We start from the raw sequence: 18919 nt of genomic DNA on the forward strand, positions 1-18919 counted from the left end.
GTTCAGCCCCGCTCCGGCGAGACGTTCCAGAATTCGATCCGCGCGCCGTCGGCGTCGAGGCTCAGGAGCGAGAGCGCCCCGGTGCGCATCTTCGCGGCTTCGGGACGCGCCCCGGCGCGCGTTCCGAAGAGGCGCAGCACGCCGTTGCTCGTGACGTAGAGCGGCGCGCCGCGGCCCGCCGCGGCTTCGTCGAGGAGCGCGTCGACGCGCGCGAGGAGCGTCGCGCGCGGCGGCGAGAAGCCCGCGGCCTGCGGCCACGCCCCGTCCCGGTCATAGGCGAGGAAGGCCGTTTCGCCCCAGAGGGCGCGGATCTCCTCCGCGCTTTTCCCCTCCCATGCGCCATGGTCGATCTCGGTGAGCCGCGCGTCGGGCTCGGGCGCCGGCGCGCCGAGGGTTTCGGCGAAAATCTCCGCCGCCTCGCGCGTGCGGCGCAGCGGACCGCACAGCACGCGGTCGGGCGCGAGCCCCCGGCGCGAAAGCTCCGCGGCCCCGGCGCGCGCCTGCTCCCGGCCGCGCGCGGTCAGCGGCGGATCGGAGCGGGCGCCGACGAAGACGACCTTCTCGCCGGGCGCGAAAGTGTCGCCGTGACGGGCCAGGATGAGGCGCGGGCTCAATCGGGCGCAAGCTCGCCCTCGCGGGCGATGATCGCCTCGACGACGGGCACGTCGGCGGGGTCGTCGATCGAGCCGTGGGCGCGGCCGCGATAATCGACGACGACGACCCTGATCTTCATCCCGTGCTCCAGCGCGCGCAGCTGCTCGAGCCCTTCGGCCGTCTCGAGCGGCGTCGGCGCCAGCGCGCAATAGGCTTCGAGCGCTTCGCGGCGAAATCCATACAGCCCGATGTGCCGGTGCGCCGCGCCGGGGGCGCGCATGAAGGGGATCGGCGCCTTCGAGAAATAGAGCGCGTCGCGGTTGCGGTCGAAGACGACGCAGGTCCCGCTCGTCGGAACCTGCGCCTTGTGCGCGGCGAAGGCGGCGAGCGCCGCGCCCTCGAGCCGCACGGCCGGAGTGACGATCGGCGCGTCGCCGCGCTCAAGCTCGTCGATCAGCGCCTCGATGACCCAGGGCGGGGTCAGCAGCGCGTCGCCCTGCAGGTTGACCAGCGCGTCGTCGTCGAGGCCGGCGACCGCGGCCGCCTCGCGCACGCGCTCGGCGCCGTTGCGATGGTCGGGCGAGGTCATCGCCGCCTCGCCCCCAAGGGCCCGCACATGCGCCGCGATCCGCTCGTCGTCGGTCGCGACGAGGACGCGCGCGCAGTTGCGCACGGCGCCGGCGACGCGCAGCACGCGCTCGATCAGCGTGCGGCCGGCGATCATCGCGAGCGGCTTGCCCGGAAAGCGGCGCGAGCCCCAGCGCGCCGGAATGACGATCGCGGCCATCTGTTGCGCCGTCTCAAAGCATGGAAGGCAGCACGCGGTCCGGCGGCTGGTGGCCGTCGAGGAAGGCCTTGACGTTGACGATGACCTTGTCGCCCATGTCGGCGCGGCCCTCGTTCGTCGCCGAGCCCATGTGCGGCAGCAGCGTGACCCTGCCGGCTTCCGCGAGCTTCAGGAGACGCTTCGACACGGCGGGCTCGTGCTCGAACACGTCGAGCCCGGCGCCGCCGATCTCGCCCGCCTCGAGCATCTTGGTCAGCGCCGCCTCGTCGATGATCTCGCCGCGCGCGGTGTTCACGAGAAAGGCGTGCGGGCGCAGATATTTGAGCCGGCGCGCCGAAAGCAGGTGGTAAGTCGCCGGCGTGTGCGGGCAGTTGACCGAGACGACGTCCATGCGCGCGAGCATCTGGTCGAGCGACTCCCAGTAGGTCGCCTCCAGCTCCTCCTCGATCTCGGCCGCCGCGCGCCTGCGGTTGTGATAATGGATCTGCAGGCCGAAGGCGCGCGCGCGGCGCGCCAGCGCCTGGCCGATGCGGCCCATGCCGACGATCCCGAGCCGCTTGCCGGTGATGCGCCGTCCGAGCATCCATGTCGGCGCCCAGCCCGACCACTCGCCGGAGGAAATGGCGCCCGCGCCCTCGACGATGCGGCGGGCGACGGCGAGGATGATCGCCATGGTCATGTCGGCGGTGTCCTCGGTGAGGACGCCGGGCGTGTTCGTCACGGTCAGGCCGCGCTCGGTCGCCGCGGTGACGTCGATGTTGTCGACGCCGTTGCCGAAATTGGCGATGAGCCGCAGCTGCGGTCCGGCGAGCTTGATGAGCTCGGCGTCGACGCGGTCGGTGACGGTCGGCACCAGCACGTCCGCCTCGCCCATCGCGGCGGCGAGCTCGCTGCGCGTCATCGGACGGTCGTCGACGTTGAGGCGCGCGTCGAACAGCTCGCGCATGCGCGTCTCGACGATGTCGGGCAGTTTGCGCGTGACGATCACGAGCGGTCTGATGCGGGCCATGCTGCGTCCTGCGGTCCTGCGCGGGCGAGTGCGGCTTTCACCCCGCCTTAACCATGAGCGGCGCAGAACAGGGCGTCGCCGGCCGCGCGCTTCGAAGAGTTGAAGACTTCGTAGCAGATGGCCGGTCAAAGACAAGAACGCCGGACTGCGGCCCGGCGCGAGGCTGCGGCCTCCCTCGGGATCGTCTTCCCTTGGGCCGCTCCCTTGAGCAATGCGGAAGGTTGCGAGGATGGCGCAAAGGTCAAAGGCGAGAGTCGGCCGCCGGAGGCCGCGCGGCTGGCGCGCGCTGGCGCTTGTCCTCGTCGCGCTCGGCCTCGCGCCCGCCGCCGCCGAGCCGGCGGGCGCGCCCGGACAACCGGTCGGCACGGTGAGCGGCCTGCCGATTCCGCGCTACGTCAGCCTCAAGTCCGACCGCGTCAACCTGCGCGAAGGCCCCTCGAAGGAGCATCGCACGAGCTGGGTGTTCCTGCGCGCCGGCCTGCCCGTCGAGATCACCGCCGAGTTCGACGTCTGGCGGAAGGTGCGCGATTCGGAGGGCTCGGAAGGCTGGGTGCTCCATTCCCTGCTGTCCGGCCGGCGCACCGGCCTCGTCACCCCCTGGAAGAAGGCGCCCGAGGCGCGCGTCTACGACGCTCCGGGCGGTCGCGGCGCCACGGTGGCCGCGCTGCAGCCGAACGTCATCGCCAACGTGAAGAGCTGCGACGGCGAATGGTGCCGCGTCTGGGGAGAAGGGTTCAAGGGCTACGTCGCCCAGCGCGACCTGTGGGGCGTCTATCCCGGCGAAAAGTTCGACTGAGCCGCCGCGCCGCCGCCCCGGCGCGCGTCCTCTCCGCCTGCGGCCATCGAGACTGCGCGCGCCAAGGCGGCGCGTCACGGGAGCGCGCCGGGCGGCGCGTCGCGGGAACGCATCACGGATTCGCACGTTCAGCCGCCAGCACGAGGCCGAAGGCGCCTGGAGGCGAGCGCTCCCGGGCGCTTTGTCCGGTCCCGCGGCGCAGCTTCGGCGATGGAGAGTTTCAGACGATGGCGCAGGACAAGGTCGACGACGCGCGCGACGCATTAGAGGACGTCAAGGATAGAGCCTTCGAGCGCTTCGACGACGTGAAGGACAAGGCGTCAGACGTCGCGGACGCGGCGACGAGCCGCCTCGGCGAGCTCAAGGACAAGGCCTCCGACGCTTTCGACGACGCGCGCGGCCGCGCCGCCGGCGCGTTCAAGGACCTGAGCGCGCAGGCGAAGTCGGGCGCGGCCGCGGCGGGCGCGGCGGCGCAGGACGTCGCCGCCGACGCGGCGGGCGCGGCGCGGCGCGCAGGCGCGGACTTCGCCTCCCGGATCGAGCGCCAGCCGATCGGCGCGGTGCTCGCGGCCGCCGCCGTCGGCTATTTCATCGGCTTCCTCGTCCACGCGCGGCGCTGAGGCGACCTGACGCCCGAAGACGGTTATTCCGGAGCCTTCCATGAATCGAGCCATCTGCTCCTTCGCGGAGCTGCAGTCCGTTTGCCTCGAAAAATTGAAGAGCTGCCATGGCTTCGAGGCGGTGAACGAGGTCCTCGTCCAGCCGCGCGAGAACTGCGGCGACGCGGCGAACTGGACGCTTGCGGCCGTTCGTCCGCGCGTCGACAACAATTCCCTGCGCGGCGCGCGCGAGGCCATCGACTTCCTGCAGAAGACCTACGCCCTCGACCAGGTCGAGGCGGCGGCGCGCTCGAACGCCCGTCGGCGCCGGGTCGGCGCCTGACGGCGCGCCCCTCGCCTTCCTGACCGGCCAAGGCCCGGACGCCCGGCGTCCGGGCCTTGGCGCGTCGCGGCTTATTTTCTTGCGCTTCGCGCCGGAGTGTGGCGAAACCGGCGGCGCGCCCCGCCTCGATCGGGGCGGCGGGCGAAAGGGCCAGGATTGACGCCGAAACAAACGCCGTTCCCTTCGCGCAGCCGCGTCCTTGGAACCGGATCCTACGCGCCCAAGCGCGTGCTGACCAACGGCGACCTCGAGCGGATGGTCGCGACGAGCGACGAATGGATCGTCACGCGCACCGGCATCAGGGAGCGCCGCGTCGCCGCCGAGGGCGAAGACACTTCGGACATGGCCGTCGTCGCCGCGCGAAAAGCGCTCGACATGGCCGGCGTCGCGCCGCAGGACCTCGACATGATCGTCGTCGGCACCATCTCCGCCGACATGCCGTTGCCGTCCTGCGCCGCGATCGTGCAGGCCAAGCTCGGCGCGAGCAAGGCCTTCGCCTTCGACGTCGCCGCCGCCTGCGCCGGCTCGCTCTATGCGCTCTCGATCGCCGACCGCTTCATCGCCACCGGCGGCGCGAAGCGCGCGCTCGTGATCGGCGCCGAGCTGCTGACCCGCCTCGTCGACTGGAGCGACCGCAACACCTGCGTGCTGTTCGGCGACGCCGCCGGGGCGATGGTGCTCGGCCCAAGCGAGGATTCTTCGCGCGGCCTGCTGTCGGCGCATCTGCACACCGACGGGACGGCCGCCGACATCCTCAGCATTCCGGGCGGCGGCAGCCGGACGCCGCAGTCGGTCGAGGTGCTGGAGCGCAAGCTGCACAAGGTGCATATGGACGGGCGCGAGGTGTACAAGTTCGCCGTGCGCGTGCTGCCGCTCGCCATCCAGGAGGCGCTCGACGCCAACGGCCTCGCCGTCGCCGACATCGACCATGTCGTCTCGCACCAGGCCAATCTGCGCATCGTCGAATCCGTGCTCGAGCGGCTGCATGTGCCGATCGAGAAATGCTGGGTCAACCTCGACCGCTACGGCAACACCTCGAGCGCCTCGCTGCCGATCTCGCTCGACGAGGCGAACCGCGCCGGCCGGCTCAAGGAGGGCGACGTCATCGCCATGATGGCGATCGGCGCCGGCATGGCCTGGGGCGGCGCGCTGATGCGCTGGTGAGAGCCTAAAGCACGCCGAGCTGGCCGAGCGCCAGCTTGCCGGCCACGGCGAGGCAGATGACGACGAGCATCGGGCGGATCAGCGCCGCCCCGCCCCGGATCGCCGCCCGCGCGCCCATACGCGCGCCGAAATATTGCGCCGCGCCCATGGCGAGGCCGAGGCTCCACCACACATGGCCCGTCGCGGCGAGCAGCGCCAGCGCGGCGAGGTTCGAGGCGAAATTGGCGGCCTTGGTCAGCGCCGTCGCCTTGAGCGCGCCGAGCCCGCGCAAGGCGACGAAGCCCAGCATGTAGAACGAGCCCGCGCCCGGGCCGAACACGCCGTCGTAGAATCCGACGAGCGGCACGACCAGCGCGCGAAAGCGCGCCTGACCCATACGTGGGCGCGTCGCGACGTCGCTCAGCTTCGGCGAAAGGGCGAAGTAGAGCGCCGCGAGGGCGAGCGCCGCCGGCAGCGCCGCGGCGAGGAAGCGCAGCGGCAGATGGGCGACGAGCGCCGCCCCGGCCAGCGCGCCGAGGCCCGCTCCGATCGCGACCGGGCGCGCCTCCCCGGCGTCGACCTGGCCGGCGCGCGCGAAGGCGCGCAGCGCCGAGCCCGAGCCGAACGCGCTCTGCAGCTTGTTGGTGGCGAGCGTCGAGACGGGATCGAGCCCGGCGAGGGTGAGCGCCGGCACGGTGACGAGGCCGCCGCCGCCGGCGATGGCGTCGACGAAGCCCGCGGCGAGGGCGGCGGCGGCGCAGAAGAGGAAGGTGTCGGGAGACATGCGGCTTCGGCTCTGGCGGCGCGTCCTTCGCGCCGCGCCCGCGCCCTACCCCGCCGCGACGCCGCGATCAAGCGCGTTCAGGCGCAGGCGTCTTCAGCCGATGGAGGAGAGGCCGGGAAAAGTCTGCAGCAGCCAGAACGAGACGTCCTGCAGCGCGCCGGTGAGGAAGGCGACGCCGGTCAGCACCAGAAGGACGCCCACGGCCTTCTCGAGCGCGCCGAAATGGCGCCTGAAGCGCTTGACGCCGTGGATGAACGGCTCGATCGCCAGCGCCGCGAGGAAGAAAGGCGCGCCGAGCCCGAGCGAATAGACCGCGAGCAGCAGCCCGCCGCGGCCCGCCGTCTCCTCCGAGGCGGCGACGGCGAGGATGGCGGCCAGAATCGGCCCGATGCACGGCGTCCAGCCGAAGGCGAAGGCGAGGCCCATGACATAGGCGCCCCACGCGCCGACCGGCTTCGCCACCGTGAACCTCGCCTCGCGATAGAGCGTCGCGAAGCGGAACACCCCGAGAAAATGCAGCCCCATCAGGATGATCGTCGCCCCGGCGAGGATCGACAGCTCGCGCAGGTGGGCGCGCATGAGCTGGCCGGCGAGCGAGGCCGTCGCGCCAAGGCCGACGAACACGGTCGAGAAGCCGGCGACGAACAGCCCGGCCGCGATCAGGACGTCGCGGCGCGCCTTCGCCTCGCGCTGCGTCGCCACCTCCTCGATCGTCGTGCCGGCGAGGAAGGTGAGATAGGGCGGCACGAGCGGCAGGACGCAGGGGCTCAGGAAGGAGAGCACTCCGGCGAGAAGGGCGGCGGACAGGGAGACGTCATGCATCGTCGACGCTTGTAGCGCCCCGCGCCGGCGCCGGCCAGCGCCGCGCGCAAACTCCTCGTGAGGGCGCGGGGAAAGCGCCTTGCCTGCGCGCCGCCGGCCGTGAAAGATGGCGAAGGCCGCCCGTCCCCTTCCGCGACGCGGCGCAAGGAGCGGGCGGGAACGACGCCAGGATGACGGTCTTCCTCGCCTTCTTCCTCAATATCGTCTTCAATTTCGCGCTCGGCCTCTATGTCGCGAGCGCGCTGGGGCCCGAGGAATATGGCCGCTTCGCGCTCGCCCACGCCACGGCGATCGCCGTGCAGACGGCCTTCTTCGACTGGATCCGGCTCGGCGCGACGCGCTTCTACTCGGAGCGGGCGCGCAGCGCCGAGCCCGGCCTGCGGGCGACGCTCGACTTCGGCTTCGCCGCGGTCGCCTGCGCCATCGCCGTCGGCGCCGCCCTGCTCTTTCTCTCCGGCGCGCGGTTCCCGCTCTCGAACGGGCTGATCGCGCTGGCGCTCGCCGTCGCCTTCGCCAACGGCCTCTACGATTATTACACCGCGCTGGTGCGCGCGCGCTTCCACGACCGGCTGTTCACGCGGCTGCTCCTCGTCAAGAACGTGCTGACGCTCGCCCTGATGGGCGGCGGCGCCTTCTATTTCCAGTCGGCGGCCATGACGCTGGCGGGCGGCGTCCTGAGCCTCGCCGGCTCGACCGCCACCGCGCGCGCGGCGCTGCGCGATCCGCTGTCCGACGCGCGGCTCGCGAGCCTGCCGCAGGCGCGGGCGCTGATGGCCTACGGCCTGCCGATCGTCGCCGCCAATCTCCTCTATCTGTCGATCCCGCTCGCCAATCGCGCGATCCTCGCGGGGCTCTACGGCTTCTCCGAGACCGGACAATTCTCCCTCGCCTATGATTTCGGGGCCAAGGCGATCCAGGCGGTCGGCTCGGCGCTCGACATCGTCCTGTTCCAGATCGCCGTCGCGACGCATGAGCAGCGCGGCGCGCGCGAGGCGCGCCGGCAGATCGGGCGCAACATGACGATCGTGCTCGCCATGGTGCTGCCGGCCTGCACCGGCCTGTGGCTGGTGCTGCCCTCGGTCGAGCGGCTCATCGTGCCCGCCGAGTTCCGCGGCCATTTCAGCGCGCTGCTCACCCTGATGATGACCGGCCTTTTCTGCATGGCGATGATCCAGTACGCCATCAGCCCGATCTTCCAGATCGAGAAGCGCACGCTGCCCATCATCGTCGCCGCGCTCGTCGCCTGCGTCGTCGATCCGGCGCTGATCTTCCTCATGCCGCGCGCCTCGGGCGCGGCCGGCCTCGCGGTCGCGCAGGCCGGGGCGACGCTCGCCTCGCTGGCCGCTCTCGTGATCTTCGCCGGCGCGGCCCGTCCGCGCTGGCCGCGCCCGCGCGACGTCGGCGCGATCATCCTCGCCAACGCCGTGATGGTCGGCGCGCTCTACCCCTGGCGCGAGGCGAGCCCCGGCCTTGCGAGCCTTCTCGCGCAGGTCGGGCTCGGCGCGGCGATCTACGCCGCGATCGTCCTTGGCGCCGACGTCGCCGGGATGCGCGCGCTCGCCATGGAGCGGCTGCGGCCTAAGGACCGCTCCAGGCTTAGCGCCAAGGACGGTTCAAAGACGCGGCCTGACGCCTTGTCCTGAGCCTGGAGCGTTTTCAGCAAAAGTTGCAGACTTTTGCGTTGAGAAAACGCGTTTGAACAAATAGCTGGAGCGCGTTCAGCGAATTGGATTTCGCAAAACCCGCTCTAGCGCCGCTTCTGCAGCAAGAGGCTGGCCCAGCCGTCGAGGTCGAGCCGCGACTGCAGCACGACGCCCTGCGCGCGATAGGCGGCGAGCACGCCCGGCACGTCGCGGGCGAGCAGGCCGGAAAGCACGAGGTCGGCGCCGAAGACGCTGGCCTCGGCGATCTGCGGCGCGAGCGCGCGCAGCGGCCGCGCCAGAATATTGGCGAAGACGAGCTCGTAGGGGCCGGCCCGGCGCAGCGCCGGATGGGCGAGGCCGACCGATTCGACCGGCTCGACCCATTGGCCGACGCCATTGTCGCGCGCGTTCGCGGCCGCGGTCGAAACCGCGACGGGATCGATGTCGCAGCACTCCACGCGCCGCCGCCACAGCTTGGCGGCGGCGATGGCGAGCACGCCCGTCCCCGTTCCGACGTCGAGAATGGCGCGCGGACGGCGGCGCCGGGCGATCCTGTCGAGCAGCGTCAGGCAGCCGCGCGTCGTGCCGTGATGGCCGGTGCCGAAGGCGAGCGCCGCCTCGACCTCCACGCCGATCTCGTTGCCCTTCACCTCGCCGCGGCTATGCGCGCCATGCACGACGAAGCGTCCGGCGCGCACCGGCTTCAGGCCTTCAAGGCTCGAGGCGACCCAGTCGCGCGCCTCGACCCGGCCGAAGCTCAGCGCCGCCGCGGCGTCCTCGCCGGCCGCGCCGGCGACGAGGGCGCGCAGCGCCGCCTCGTCGGGCCGCGCGCCGAAATAGGCCTCGACCAGCCAGGGGCCGCCCTTCCAGTCGCGCGTCGAAGGCGCCTCCTCGAAGGCGGCGACGGCGGCGTCGGCCGGATCGAAGCTCTCGATGATGACGTCGGACACGACGCGCGCCGTCGCCTCGTCGCAGGAGAGGCGCACGACATGGGCGGCGTTGTTGGGGGGAAGGCCTTCAAGCACGGGCGCATCCCGCGGCGCGCCGGGGAAGGCCGCTCAACCCTTCTTCTTTCCCTTCTTCTTGCAGATCTTCTTGCGCTTGCCGCCGTCGCACCATTTGCATTCGCCCATGCTCCGCGCCCGCCCTTCGCCGCCGCTCGCTCGCGATATTAGCCGGATCGGCGGCGGCCTCAACGCCGGTCCGGCCGGAGCGGAAGGCTCAAGCCTCCCCCAGCCGCGCCACCCGCGCCGGGATGGGCGGATGCGAATAATAGAAGGCGGCGTACAGCCGGTCCGGCGTCAGCGTCGCCAGATTGTCGCGCGAGAGCCGCGTCAGCGCGGCGATCATCGGCGCGCGCCCGACCATGTCGCCGGCGAAGGCGTCGGCCTCGAATTCGGCGCGGCGCGACAGGAAGTTCAGCGCCGGCGCGAGAAGGCGCGCGAGCGGGCCCGCGGCCGCGAGGGCGACGACGAGCGTGACGCCGGGATCGGCGGGCAGGCCGAAGGCGGCGGCGAGGGCGTCCGAGTGGAAGGCGAGGAAGAGAGCGGCGAACAGCGCGCCGAGGAGAAGAGCGGCCTCGAGGAGCCTGCGGCGGACGTGGCCGAGCTCGCAGTGGCCGAGCTCATGGGCGAGCACGGAGACGATCTCGTCGTCGCTGTGCCGGGCGAGCAGCGTGTCGTAGAGGACGATCCGCCGCGCCTTGCCGAAGCCGGCGAAATAGGCGTTGCCGTGGCTCGAGCGCGTCGAGGCGTCGACGACGAAAAGCCCGCTGCGCCCGTAGCCGCGGCGCGCGAGCAGCGCCTCGATGCGCGCCTTGACGGCGCTTTCGGGCAGCGGCCTGAACCTGTGGAAGAGCGGCGCGACGAAGGTCGGCAGGACGATCGCGAGCGCGCAGAGGAGGAGGACGCCCGCGGCCCAGCCGACCAGCGGCCAGGCCCTCGGCAGCGCCGCCTGCAGCGCGAAGAAGCCGTAAAGCAGCGGCGCGAAGGCGAGGAGCCGCAGCGCGAGGCCCTTCGCTTCGTCGAGGGCGAAGAGGCGAGGGCTCGCCCGGTTGAAGCCGAAGCGCGCCTCGACGCCGAACGCGCGGGCCGCCGCGAACGACAGGGCGAGCAGATAGTCGAGGGCGCCGACGGCCAGCGCGACCAGCATGGAGCGCGCGGGGCCCTCCGGCGCGAGGGCGCTGGCGAGGACGAAGGCCGGCGCCAGCAGGAGCGTCGGCAGGGCGAGCGCGAACGCGGTCTCCGCCGCCGTCCGCGCCGCGCCGAGCCGCGCGTTGGCGACGGCGTAGTCGGCGGCGCGCCGGTGCTCGTCGAGCGAAAGAACGTCGCGGAAATCAGCCGGAACGGCGTCGCGGTGATCCGTCACCGCGGCGATTTGCCGCCGGCGCAGATAGAGATCGAGCAGCCCCGAAAAGAGGATGGCCGCAAGAATCAGGAGGGCGAGCAGGCTCACGTCGACGCCTTGACGCCAGGCGCGGCTTGAGCGGGCGCGCCGGAGCTCCGCGCGAGGGGCGCGTCGCCTTGGCGCCGGCCTATTCGGCGGCTTCGGCGTGAGGCGCGACCGGACGGCAGCGCGCTTCCTCCGCGTGGGCGACGCCCTTGGGCCGCAGCCGCACGACGAGATCGACGCGCGACACCTCATAGCCCTCGGGCGGAACGATCCCTTCCGCGAAGCCGCCGACGTCCGGGCCGATGTCCGACACGACGCCGGTGTCCTCGAAGAAGAAATGCGAATGATCCGTCGTATTGGTGTCGAACACCGTCTTGCCGCCCTCGATCGCGAGGCTGCGGATGAGGCCGACCTGAGCGAACAGGTTGAGGACGTTGTAGACTGTGGCGAGCGAGGCCGGCATGCGCGCCGCCTGCGCCTCGGACGCCAGCGCGTCCGCGGTCAAATGGCGATCACCCTTGCCGAACAGGAGCTTGGCGAGGCCGAGGCGCTGCCGCGTGGCGCGCAGACCGTAGCGCTCCAGCAGGACGCGCCCCTTGAACGGGGGCCGCGCCACGCTCAGCGATCTCTCCGGGACCTTGGACTCGGGCATTGGCAAGCGCTCGTGAGTAACGTCAACTCACGTATAAAAAGCTGATTTTGCGCAATATACAATCGAAAAGATAGCTCTTAGAGCAATTCTAACGCCATCCCCTCGCGCGCAGGCGAGATTTTTCGATCCGCCGGCGCGCGAGGGCCGGGCGCTGCGCCCGACCCTTCCCTGCGCCGAGGCCGGATTGCGGCGTTCCCGGCCTCGCCTATTTCTTGGCGATGGAGTTGAACGCGGCCTGCGCCGACTCGCCGAAATCCTTGGCCTGGGTCTGGATCGCCTCGAGCTGGCTCTTGGCGAATTCCGCCTGCAGCGTGAAGACCTCCTGGACGTCCTTGGCGTGCAGCAGTTTCTGGGCGAGGTCGAACGCCGCGTTCACATTGCTTTCGGCGAAGGTCATCGCCTTGGTGACCGCCTCCTTGGCGGTGGACGGCAGCGCGTCGGCCGAGCCCGCCGCCTTCTGGGCCGCGCCGATGAAGCCGAGGAACGCCTCGCGCGCCTGCTCGAAGTTCTTCTCCGCGAGATCGCGGATCTGGGTCGGAAGCTGCTGGGGGGTGTCAACCATTCATCGTCTCCTGGTCAAGGCGCTTCGGCGAAGGAAGGGAAAGAAGGGAGCGAAAGCGTTGTCTCGGCGTTTCCAGTCCGCAGCAAGGTCTGGTGGTGCGACGACGTCGCGGCGATCGCATGAAGTCTTTATTATAAGGCGCGGGCCGCCGCCACCGGCGAAACATTGTCATCTTTCCAGAATTCGCCGCGCGGCGCCACCTTAAGTTTGGCTTGAGCGTCGGCGTCGCGCAAGGCTTTTGCGCCAGGCGACGCGGAGGTAGGCTCGCGCGGGCGAGCCGGGCCTGGCGAGAAGCGGGGCCGGCGGGACCAGGAACCAGGGGAGCGCGCCATGTTGTTCGTCGCGTCGGTGTTGAAGGGATTTTCCGTCGCGGCCGTCGACGGGGAGATTGGCGTGATCGACGACGTGCTGTTCGACGACCGCACGTTCAAGGCCAAATGGTTCGTCGTCGACGCCGGCGACTGGTTGTCGGGCCGCAAGCTCCTCGTCCACCCCTCGGCCGTCGGCGAGCCGGACCCGGGCCTGCGCCGCGCGCCGGTCAACCTCACGAAGGCGCAGTTCGAGGCGGGTCCGGAGCTGTCGCGCCACCAGCCGGTGTCGAAGCAGATGGAGGCGCGCCTTTATGACTATTATGGCTGGGATCCGTCCTGGGGGCTGAGCTATTTCGGCCTCGGCGCCATGTCCCAGCCTCTCGCGCCGCCGCCGATCGTCGCCGACGAGACGCCGGCCGAAGCGGCGCAGGTGGAGGTTTTTCCCGAGGAGCAGGATCCGCATCTGCGCAGCGCCGCGGAGGTCGAAGGCTACCACATCGAGGCCGTCGACGGCAGGATCGGCCATCTCGACAGCGTCGTGCTCGACCACGCCAACTGGGACGTGCGCTACCTCGCCGTCTCGACCAGCGACTGGTGGGGCGGACGGCATGTGCTCATCGCGCCCTTCGCGGCGCGCGAGTTCGACTGGGCCGAGCGGCGCCTGCGCGTCGACATCACCCGGGAGCAGGTGAAGTCGAGCCCGCCGCACGACTCGGTCGACATGATCGACGAAGCCTATGAGCGCATGCTGCACGGCCACTACGGCTGGCCGGGCTACTGGTACTATCCGCAGTAGCGCGAACGCTCGCGCAATTGCGCTCCGCGCCAAGACTAGACCACGACTAGACGACGCGCCGCGCCTCCGGGCCGGCGCGTTTTCCATAGCGGGTCTGTGAATAGAATCATGACATTGTGCGCCGCATAAGGCGTAGTTGCGGAAATGTCGCATCCCTGCGCGCTTTGTCTTGGGACCTGCGCCGCGCGTTGACAGCCAATGGCGTGAAATGTACCGATAAATTCGAGCTTCGATGTATTCAAAAGAGGCCTATACGTTCAGGCGCCGAAGCTTTTGCAGCAACAGAAAAATAAAGCCGCCTCAAAGAGAAGTCCGCTCATAAGACAAGAAACCAAACGGACGCCTCTAAAGTAGAACGCGAAAGACTGAAGCGACTTACTGCGCCGTCAGGCGAATGGATGGGGAGAGATATGTTTAACCGCATGGGACGTTCAAAGGGCGGCGGCAAGGGCGCCTTTTTGGCCATGGCGGGCCTGCTGGCCTCCACGCTGATCGCCGCGCCTTCCGGCGCGCGCGCCGACACGACCGAGGAGCTGCTCGACCAGCTCAAGGCCAAGGGAATTCTGACCAAGGGCGAGTACTCCAAGCTCAAGGAGCGCCACGCGCACGAGAAGGCTGCCCTCAAGGGGCCGGCCGTGGCGGGAGCGCCTTCGGGCGGCAACGGCCGCTACGTCACCGCCCTCGACAAGGGGATCGGCATCCGCATCCCCGGCCAGACCATCGTCACCAAGGACAATGGCGTGGTCTCGGTCGGCGACGTCGACGTCAAGCTGACCGGCGCGCTGATCTTCTACGGCATGGAGTCCTTCAAGGCCAACTATCAGGGCTCCGCCAACCAGCTCGGCAAGTATGGCGTTCCCAACGGCGGCGCCAATCCTTACGCGAATTATCCGGGCACGACCGCCTTCGGCCCCTATGCGCGCAATTACGGCGTCCTCGGCGGCGTGCTGAATGGCCAGAGCTCGTACAACAATTCGAACTCGATCCGCGCGGGCCTGCTGCCGAGCAACGTCGTGCTGAGCCTCGCGACCAACCAGATGGGCTGGGACCTCGGCTTCACCGTCGGCGCGTATTTCGGCGGCAACAACGTCGATCCGGGCGCGCTCAACGCCAACAGCGGCGGCTCTCCGGTCGGCCTCGGCACGCCCGGCATCGACCTTCGCCAGGTTTTCGGCACCATCGGCACGCCTGAGATCGGCACCTTCAAGATCGGCCGCGACCTCGGCCTGTTCGCGAGCGACGCCATCCTGAACGACTTCGCCCTGCTCGGCGTCGGCACGCCGGCCGGCAACGCGGCGCCCGGCAACACCACGCTCGGCCGCATCGGCCTCGGCTACGTCTACGCCGACTGGCTGCCGCAGATCACCTACACGACGCCGACGTGGAACGGCTTCACGCTGTCGGTCGCCATGATGACGCCGCTCGACACGCTCAACTCGACGGGCGATTCCCCCGGCGCCTACGGCTATCCGGCGAACGTCGTCTACTCCCCCTATGTCGGCTTCAGCTCGGCGACGATCACCGGGCAGGACATGCCGATGTTCCAGGGCCGGCTGAAATATGTCGGTCAGCTTTCGCCCGACGTGAAGCTGACGGCGTGGACCTCCGGCATCTACCAGCAGCACCGCAGCGAATATGGCGACGCCATCGTCGCGGGCTACTCGACCGTCAACGGCTTCCTGCTGACGACTCCCGGCGAGAAGTTCAGCTCGGTCGGCGTCGACGGCGGCATGCGCATCGACTGGGGCGGCTTCAGCGTCGCCGGCTACGGCTACTGGGGCAGCGGCCTCGGCACCACCGGCCTGTTCTTCGCCGCCTTCAGCCCCGACGGCTCGGCCCGCAAGTCGTCCGGCTACTACGCCGAGGCCCAGTACACGTTCGGCTCCTCGCCCTACGTCCCCGGCTTCCTCAGCGGCGACCGCTTCACGATCGGCGGCAGCTACGGCCAGAGCTTCCTCAGCGCGACCGCCTACGACTGGACGCAGCCCTACTCGCCTTACCTCCTGAAGTCGAACTCCTCGGCGATCGGCTTCATCCGCTACAAGGTGACGGACTGGGCGTCGATCCAGGTCGAGTTCATCAACACGAAGTCGATCAACCAGTCGGGCGGATCGATCACCTCGAACGCCCTCGCCGGCGGCACCACCTTCTTCTTCTGAGCGCCTGCGCTCATAGAAGACGCGAACAGAAAACGCCGCCCGGCCTCGCCGGGCGGCGTTTTCTTTGCGCTGCGCTCGGCCGGTCAGTCCGCCGTCCGGCCGGCGCGGCGAACCTCGAGAAGAAAGTCGCGCAAGTCCTCGACGGCGTCGCGCACGGCGACCTCGCGCAGCGCGTCGCGCCCGCCGCGAAGCCGCCGCCAGCCCTCGAAAGAGGTCGCCTCCAGCGGCGTGAAGATCGACGGGCCGCGGCGCGCCGGCCGCCGCCTGGTCGCGCCCGAATTGATCGGGCAAAGCTCGAGCCGGGCGCCATGCCGGCGGGCGAGGCCGAGCGCGTCGACGACGAGCGTCACCTTGCGGCGCCCACGGTTTGCGCGCGCGGAAAGATGCCGGAGCGCGTCGGTTTCGCTCGCCCAGAAGAAGGCGCGGGCGTTGAGGATCGCGAGCCATTCCTCCGGCGAGGCGCCGTCGAGGCAGGCGGCGAGCGCCTTAAGATTCAGGGGACGGTTGTCGCTGAGGACGGCGCGGCCGAGACGCGGGTCGCCAAGCTCCACGAAGTCGCCGCGCGGCGTGCGCTCGAGGGCGCGGCGGCGCTCGCCTTCATAACCGAAAAGGTCGAGCAGGCGGCTCGCCGACAGAAGGCCGCGGCGCGCCACGCCCTCGAGCGCATCCTCCTCGGTCACATGAAACAAGCGCGGGCGGCGCGCGGCGAAGTCTTCAGGAGACATGGACGACGCCGGAAAAGCGAACGAAAAGGGCCGGCTCGACGAGCCGGCCCAGGTCCTCCCCGCGGGACGAAGCTCCGCGACGCGCGGCCTAGAAGAAGCCGAGCGCCTTGGGCGAGTAGCTCACCAGCAGGCATTTGGTCTGCTGATAATGCTCCATCATCATCTTGTGGTTCTCGCGGCCGATGCCCGACTTCTTGTAGCCGCCGAAGGCCGCGTGCGCCGGATAGAGATGATAGCAGTTGGTCCACACGCGGCCGGCCTGGATCGCGCGGCCCATGCGATAGGCGCGCGTGCCGCTGCGGGTCCACACGCCGGCGCCGAGGCCGTACAGCGTGTCGTTGGCGATCTCGAGCGCCTCCGCGTCGTCCTTGAAGGTCGTGACCGACAGCACCGGCCCGAAGATCTCCTCCTGGAAGATCCGCATCTTGTTGTCGCCCTGCAGCACGGTCGGCTGGGCGTAGAAGCCCTTGGCGAGGTCGGGGCCGACGTCGGCGCGCCCGCCGCCGGTCAGCAGCTTGGCGCCTTCCTGACGGCCGATGTCCACGTAGGACAGGATCTTCTCGAGCTGGTCGTTCGAGGCCTGCGCGCCGATCATGGTCTGCGGGTCGAGCGGATTGCCGAGCTTGATCGCCTTGACGCGCTCTATGGCGCGCGCGATGAAGCGGTCGAAGATCTTCTCATGGACGAGCGCGCGCGAGGGGCAGGTGCAGACCTCGCCCTGGTTCAGGGCGAACATCGTGAAGCCTTCGATCGCCTTGTCGAAGTAATCGTCGTCGGCGTCGGCGACGTCCTCGAAGAAGATGTTCGGGCTCTTGCCGCCGAGCTCCAGCGTCACCGGGATGATGTTCTCGGTGGCGTATTGCATGATGAGGCGGCCGGTCGTCGTCTCGCCGGTGAAGGCGACCTTGGCGATCCGCTTGCTCTGCGCCAGCGGCTTGCCGCATTCGACGCCGAAGCCGTTGACGACGTTGAGGACGCCGGGCGGCAGCAGGTCGCCGATCACGTCCATCATCACCATGATGCTCATCGGCGTCTGCTCGGCCGGCTTCATGACGATGCAGTTGCCGGCGGCGAGCGCGGGGGCGATCTTCCAGACCGCCATCAGCAGCGGGAAGTTCCAGGGAATGATCTGGGCGACGACGCCGAGCGGCTCATGGAAGTGATAAGCGATCGTGTCGTGGTCGATCTCGCTGATGCCGCCTTCCTGGGCGCGCAGGACGCCGGCGAAATAGCGGAAATGGTCGACGGCGAGCGGCAGGTCGGCGGCCTTGGTCTCGCGAATCGGCTTGCCGTTGTCGATCGTCTCGACCATCGCGAGGAGGTCGAGCTTCTGCTCGATGCGGTCGGCGACGCGCAGGAGGACCAGCGCGCGGTTGGCGGGGGAAGTCTCGGCCCAGGCCTTGCGGGCGGCGTGCGCGGCGTCGAGAGCGAGCTCGACGTCTTCGGCGGTCGAGCGCGCGATGGTGCACACGACATTGCCGTCGACCGGCGAGATGTTCTCGAACGTCTGGCCCTTCACCGCCGGCGTCCATTTTCCGCCGATATAGTTGTCGTAGTGCGGCTTGATCGCGACCTGGTCGCGCAGTTCGGCCAGAAGCTTTTCAACCATATAGTCCTCCCTTTGGCGAAGCTCTCGCCATTTGACGGCCGCCGGGCCGCAGTTCGCGCGCCCCGGCCGGTCCGTCCGCTTCGACGGCCGGGCTGGCGCCCGTTTCCGTCCGCACCTCTCTATTTATCTCGCGGCGTCCGGAGCGGAAAGCGATCCGGCTTCCCTACGCGACGCGCACGCTCGCCCGGCCTGGCGCCGGACGCCTTCCATCACGGCGCGGCGGGTCGTTCTCGACCCCGCGCCGGCCGGACGACGAAAATGGTTTGGCCGCGGCGGCCGTCCGTCGCATCATGCCGATGGTCGAATCGCGCGGGCGGATCGGCCGCCGCCGACTCAACGCCAGCGGGACGCCCAGATTGCCGCCTCGATAGGCACGAAGATTAATGGCGCCGCCGCGTTTCGCGCTATACCCTATACGCACTAGAGTTCCTCGTCGCACATCGCCGCCCGGCGCGGCGCCGACAGTTTGGCCCCGACGACTCGAAGACGCGGGTTGGAGGCGGAGTTCTAAGACCGGCTCGTAGACACGGCCGACCGCGCCAGGAGGCGCCGCATGCGATGACGAAGGTTCTGATCGCCGACGATCATCCCGTCTTCAGAAGGGCGCTCGCCGAGATCGTCGCCAAGCTGACGCCGGACGACGACGTCGAGACGCGCGAGGCGGCGGACAGGAGCCAGCTCTTCGAGATCGTCGAGAACGAGGACCTCGACCTCGTCCTGCTCGACCTCGGCATGCCAGGCATGACCGGCCTGCCCGAGCTCGTCGCCATCCGCAACATCGCGCCGTCGACGCCCGTGGTCATCGTCTCGGCGCTCGAGGACGCGACGGTCGTCTCCCAGGCGATCAACTGCGGCGCCGCGGGCTTCATTCCCAAGTCGGCGTCGATGGAGGCGCTCGCGGACGCGCTGCGCCAGGTGCTCGACGGCGGCGTCTACGTTCCCGGCGGCGAGGAGAGCCGCGGCGGCGGCGAGAAGCGGGCGGCCGACGCCGGCGTCCTGACGCCGCGCCAGCTCGCCGTGCTCGGGCTGCTCTCGGCCGGCAAGTCGAACAAGGAGATCGCCCGCGCCCTCTCCATCAGCGACCTGACGGTGAAGGTCCACATCACCACGATCTTCCGCAAGCTCGGCGTCGCGACGCGCACCCAGGCGATCGTCGCCTTCCAGCGCGAGCGCTCGCAGTTCACCAACCACTAG

General features: G+C 70.0%; 19 protein-coding genes. 8 read left to right on the forward strand and 11 right to left on the reverse strand.

The window, feature by feature from the left end; all coding sequences use genetic code 11:
- Positions 1-2: 2 nt before the first annotated feature.
- Genes ACE3OG_RS06030 through ACE3OG_RS06040 form a run of 3 tightly spaced genes read right to left on the reverse strand, consistent with a single transcriptional unit; the run spans position 3 to position 2390 of the window.
- Positions 3-614, reverse strand: a complete 612-nt coding sequence (locus ACE3OG_RS06030) for a histidine phosphatase family protein (RefSeq protein WP_374306707.1) — start codon at positions 612-614, stop codon at positions 3-5.
- Positions 611-1381, reverse strand: a complete 771-nt coding sequence (kdsB, locus tag ACE3OG_RS06035; protein ID WP_374306709.1) for a 3-deoxy-manno-octulosonate cytidylyltransferase — start codon at positions 1379-1381, stop codon at positions 611-613. Before kdsB ends, ACE3OG_RS06030 begins: the two co-directional genes overlap by 4 nt.
- Before the next feature lie 13 nt (positions 1382-1394).
- The gene (locus ACE3OG_RS06040) at positions 1395-2390 is read right to left on the reverse strand and encodes a 2-hydroxyacid dehydrogenase (RefSeq protein ID WP_374306711.1); all 996 of its coding nucleotides are present in this window, start codon (positions 2388-2390) and stop codon (positions 1395-1397) included.
- Positions 2391-2619: 229 nt separating this feature from the next.
- Between ACE3OG_RS06040 and ACE3OG_RS06045 the strand changes: the two genes are divergently transcribed.
- The 4 genes from ACE3OG_RS06045 to ACE3OG_RS06060 all read left to right on the forward strand — a co-directional run bounded on the left by ACE3OG_RS06045 (position 2620) and on the right by ACE3OG_RS06060 (position 5292).
- A complete protein-coding gene (locus ACE3OG_RS06045) occupies positions 2620-3186 on the forward strand; it encodes an SH3 domain-containing protein (protein ID WP_374306713.1) in 567 nt (188 codons plus the stop codon).
- A 227-nt stretch (positions 3187-3413) separates the two neighbouring features.
- Positions 3414-3806, forward strand: a complete 393-nt coding sequence (locus ACE3OG_RS06050; RefSeq protein ID WP_374306715.1) for a hypothetical protein — start codon at positions 3414-3416, stop codon at positions 3804-3806.
- A gap of 40 nt (positions 3807-3846) precedes the next feature.
- Positions 3847-4128: a hypothetical protein gene (locus tag ACE3OG_RS06055; RefSeq protein ID WP_374306717.1), complete on the forward strand. Its 282-nt coding sequence runs from the start codon at positions 3847-3849 to the stop codon at positions 4126-4128.
- Between the two features lie 156 nt (positions 4129-4284).
- Positions 4285-5292 (forward strand): beta-ketoacyl-ACP synthase III, encoded by a 1008-nt coding sequence (locus ACE3OG_RS06060; protein ID WP_374306719.1) that lies wholly within the window; start codon positions 4285-4287, stop codon positions 5290-5292.
- Between the two features lie 4 nt (positions 5293-5296).
- On the opposite strand, the gene ACE3OG_RS06065 is transcribed toward ACE3OG_RS06060, so the two are convergent.
- Positions 5297-6055 (reverse strand): TSUP family transporter, encoded by a 759-nt coding sequence (locus tag ACE3OG_RS06065; protein WP_374306721.1) that lies wholly within the window; start codon positions 6053-6055, stop codon positions 5297-5299.
- Between the two features lie 93 nt (positions 6056-6148).
- Complete coding sequence (locus tag ACE3OG_RS06070) at positions 6149-6877, reverse strand: cytochrome c biogenesis CcdA family protein (RefSeq protein ID WP_374306723.1); 729 nt, start codon at positions 6875-6877, stop codon at positions 6149-6151.
- A 170-nt stretch (positions 6878-7047) separates the two neighbouring features.
- On the opposite strand from ACE3OG_RS06070, the gene ACE3OG_RS06075 reads away from it, so the two are divergent.
- A complete protein-coding gene (locus tag ACE3OG_RS06075; RefSeq protein WP_374306725.1) occupies positions 7048-8520 on the forward strand; it encodes a lipopolysaccharide biosynthesis protein in 1473 nt (490 codons plus the stop codon).
- 104 nt (positions 8521-8624) lie between these two features.
- Here ACE3OG_RS06075 and ACE3OG_RS06080 read toward each other — a convergent pair whose 3' ends face one another.
- The 4 genes from ACE3OG_RS06080 to ACE3OG_RS06095 all read right to left on the reverse strand — a co-directional run bounded on the left by ACE3OG_RS06080 (position 8625) and on the right by ACE3OG_RS06095 (position 12125).
- Entirely contained in the window at positions 8625-9545 is a 921-nt protein-coding gene (locus ACE3OG_RS06080; protein WP_374306727.1) for a 50S ribosomal protein L11 methyltransferase, read from the reverse strand.
- Positions 9546-9741: 196 nt separating this feature from the next.
- Positions 9742-10974, reverse strand: coding sequence for a M48 family metallopeptidase (locus ACE3OG_RS06085; protein ID WP_374306729.1), 1233 nt, complete (start codon positions 10972-10974; stop codon positions 9742-9744).
- 79 nt (positions 10975-11053) lie between these two features.
- A complete protein-coding gene (gene irrA, locus ACE3OG_RS06090) occupies positions 11054-11563 on the reverse strand; it encodes an iron response transcriptional regulator IrrA (RefSeq protein ID WP_374306731.1) in 510 nt (169 codons plus the stop codon).
- Between the two features lie 205 nt (positions 11564-11768).
- Positions 11769-12125: a phasin family protein gene (locus tag ACE3OG_RS06095; RefSeq protein ID WP_374306733.1), complete on the reverse strand. Its 357-nt coding sequence runs from the start codon at positions 12123-12125 to the stop codon at positions 11769-11771.
- 330 nt (positions 12126-12455) lie between these two features.
- Between ACE3OG_RS06095 and ACE3OG_RS06100 the strand changes: the two genes are divergently transcribed.
- Complete coding sequence (locus tag ACE3OG_RS06100; protein WP_374306735.1) at positions 12456-13232, forward strand: PRC-barrel domain-containing protein; 777 nt, start codon at positions 12456-12458, stop codon at positions 13230-13232.
- Positions 13233-13654: 422 nt separating this feature from the next.
- On the forward strand, positions 13655-15391 hold the full coding sequence (locus tag ACE3OG_RS06105) for a porin (RefSeq protein WP_374306736.1): 1737 nt from the start codon (positions 13655-13657) through the stop codon (positions 15389-15391).
- Between the two features lie 83 nt (positions 15392-15474).
- On the opposite strand, the gene ACE3OG_RS06110 is transcribed toward ACE3OG_RS06105, so the two are convergent.
- Positions 15475-16116, reverse strand: coding sequence for a hypothetical protein (locus ACE3OG_RS06110; protein WP_374306738.1), 642 nt, complete (start codon positions 16114-16116; stop codon positions 15475-15477).
- Positions 16117-16204: 88 nt separating this feature from the next.
- Positions 16205-17725: an aldehyde dehydrogenase family protein gene (locus ACE3OG_RS06115; protein ID WP_374306740.1), complete on the reverse strand. Its 1521-nt coding sequence runs from the start codon at positions 17723-17725 to the stop codon at positions 16205-16207.
- Positions 17726-18283: 558 nt separating this feature from the next.
- Between ACE3OG_RS06115 and ACE3OG_RS06120 the strand changes: the two genes are divergently transcribed.
- Positions 18284-18919 carry a response regulator gene (locus ACE3OG_RS06120; protein ID WP_374306741.1) on the forward strand — a complete coding sequence of 212 codons (636 nt, stop codon included), beginning with the start codon at positions 18284-18286 and terminating at the stop codon, positions 18917-18919.

Origin of the sequence: Methylocella sp., assembly GCF_041905455.1 — a bacterium.
Lineage (GTDB): Bacteria > Pseudomonadota > Alphaproteobacteria > Rhizobiales > Beijerinckiaceae > Methylocapsa.

What these genes read in the sequence shown, in the direction of transcription:
- ACE3OG_RS06120 (WP_374306741.1), top strand. Translation starts at nt 18,284, where the DNA reads ATGACGAAGGTTCTGATCGCCGACGATCATCCCGTCTTCAGAAGGGCG.
- ACE3OG_RS06070 (WP_374306723.1), bottom strand. Translation starts at nt 6,877, where the DNA reads ATGCATGACGTCTCCCTGTCCGCCGCCCTTCTCGCCGGAGTGCTCTCC.
- ACE3OG_RS06065 (WP_374306721.1), bottom strand. Translation starts at nt 6,055, where the DNA reads ATGTCTCCCGACACCTTCCTCTTCTGCGCCGCCGCCGCCCTCGCCGCG.
- ACE3OG_RS06045 (WP_374306713.1), top strand. Translation starts at nt 2,620, where the DNA reads ATGGCGCAAAGGTCAAAGGCGAGAGTCGGCCGCCGGAGGCCGCGCGGC.
- kdsB (WP_374306709.1), bottom strand. Translation starts at nt 1,381, where the DNA reads ATGGCCGCGATCGTCATTCCGGCGCGCTGGGGCTCGCGCCGCTTTCCG.
- ACE3OG_RS06050 (WP_374306715.1), top strand. Translation starts at nt 3,414, where the DNA reads ATGGCGCAGGACAAGGTCGACGACGCGCGCGACGCATTAGAGGACGTC.
- ACE3OG_RS06105 (WP_374306736.1), top strand. Translation starts at nt 13,655, where the DNA reads ATGGGACGTTCAAAGGGCGGCGGCAAGGGCGCCTTTTTGGCCATGGCG.
- irrA (WP_374306731.1), bottom strand. Translation starts at nt 11,563, where the DNA reads ATGCCCGAGTCCAAGGTCCCGGAGAGATCGCTGAGCGTGGCGCGGCCC.
- ACE3OG_RS06100 (WP_374306735.1), top strand. Translation starts at nt 12,456, where the DNA reads ATGTTGTTCGTCGCGTCGGTGTTGAAGGGATTTTCCGTCGCGGCCGTC.
- ACE3OG_RS06110 (WP_374306738.1), bottom strand. Translation starts at nt 16,116, where the DNA reads ATGTCTCCTGAAGACTTCGCCGCGCGCCGCCCGCGCTTGTTTCATGTG.
- ACE3OG_RS06115 (WP_374306740.1), bottom strand. Translation starts at nt 17,725, where the DNA reads ATGGTTGAAAAGCTTCTGGCCGAACTGCGCGACCAGGTCGCGATCAAG.
- ACE3OG_RS06055 (WP_374306717.1), top strand. Translation starts at nt 3,847, where the DNA reads ATGAATCGAGCCATCTGCTCCTTCGCGGAGCTGCAGTCCGTTTGCCTC.
- ACE3OG_RS06040 (WP_374306711.1), bottom strand. Translation starts at nt 2,390, where the DNA reads ATGGCCCGCATCAGACCGCTCGTGATCGTCACGCGCAAACTGCCCGAC.
- ACE3OG_RS06095 (WP_374306733.1), bottom strand. Translation starts at nt 12,125, where the DNA reads ATGGTTGACACCCCCCAGCAGCTTCCGACCCAGATCCGCGATCTCGCG.
- ACE3OG_RS06075 (WP_374306725.1), top strand. Translation starts at nt 7,048, where the DNA reads ATGACGGTCTTCCTCGCCTTCTTCCTCAATATCGTCTTCAATTTCGCG.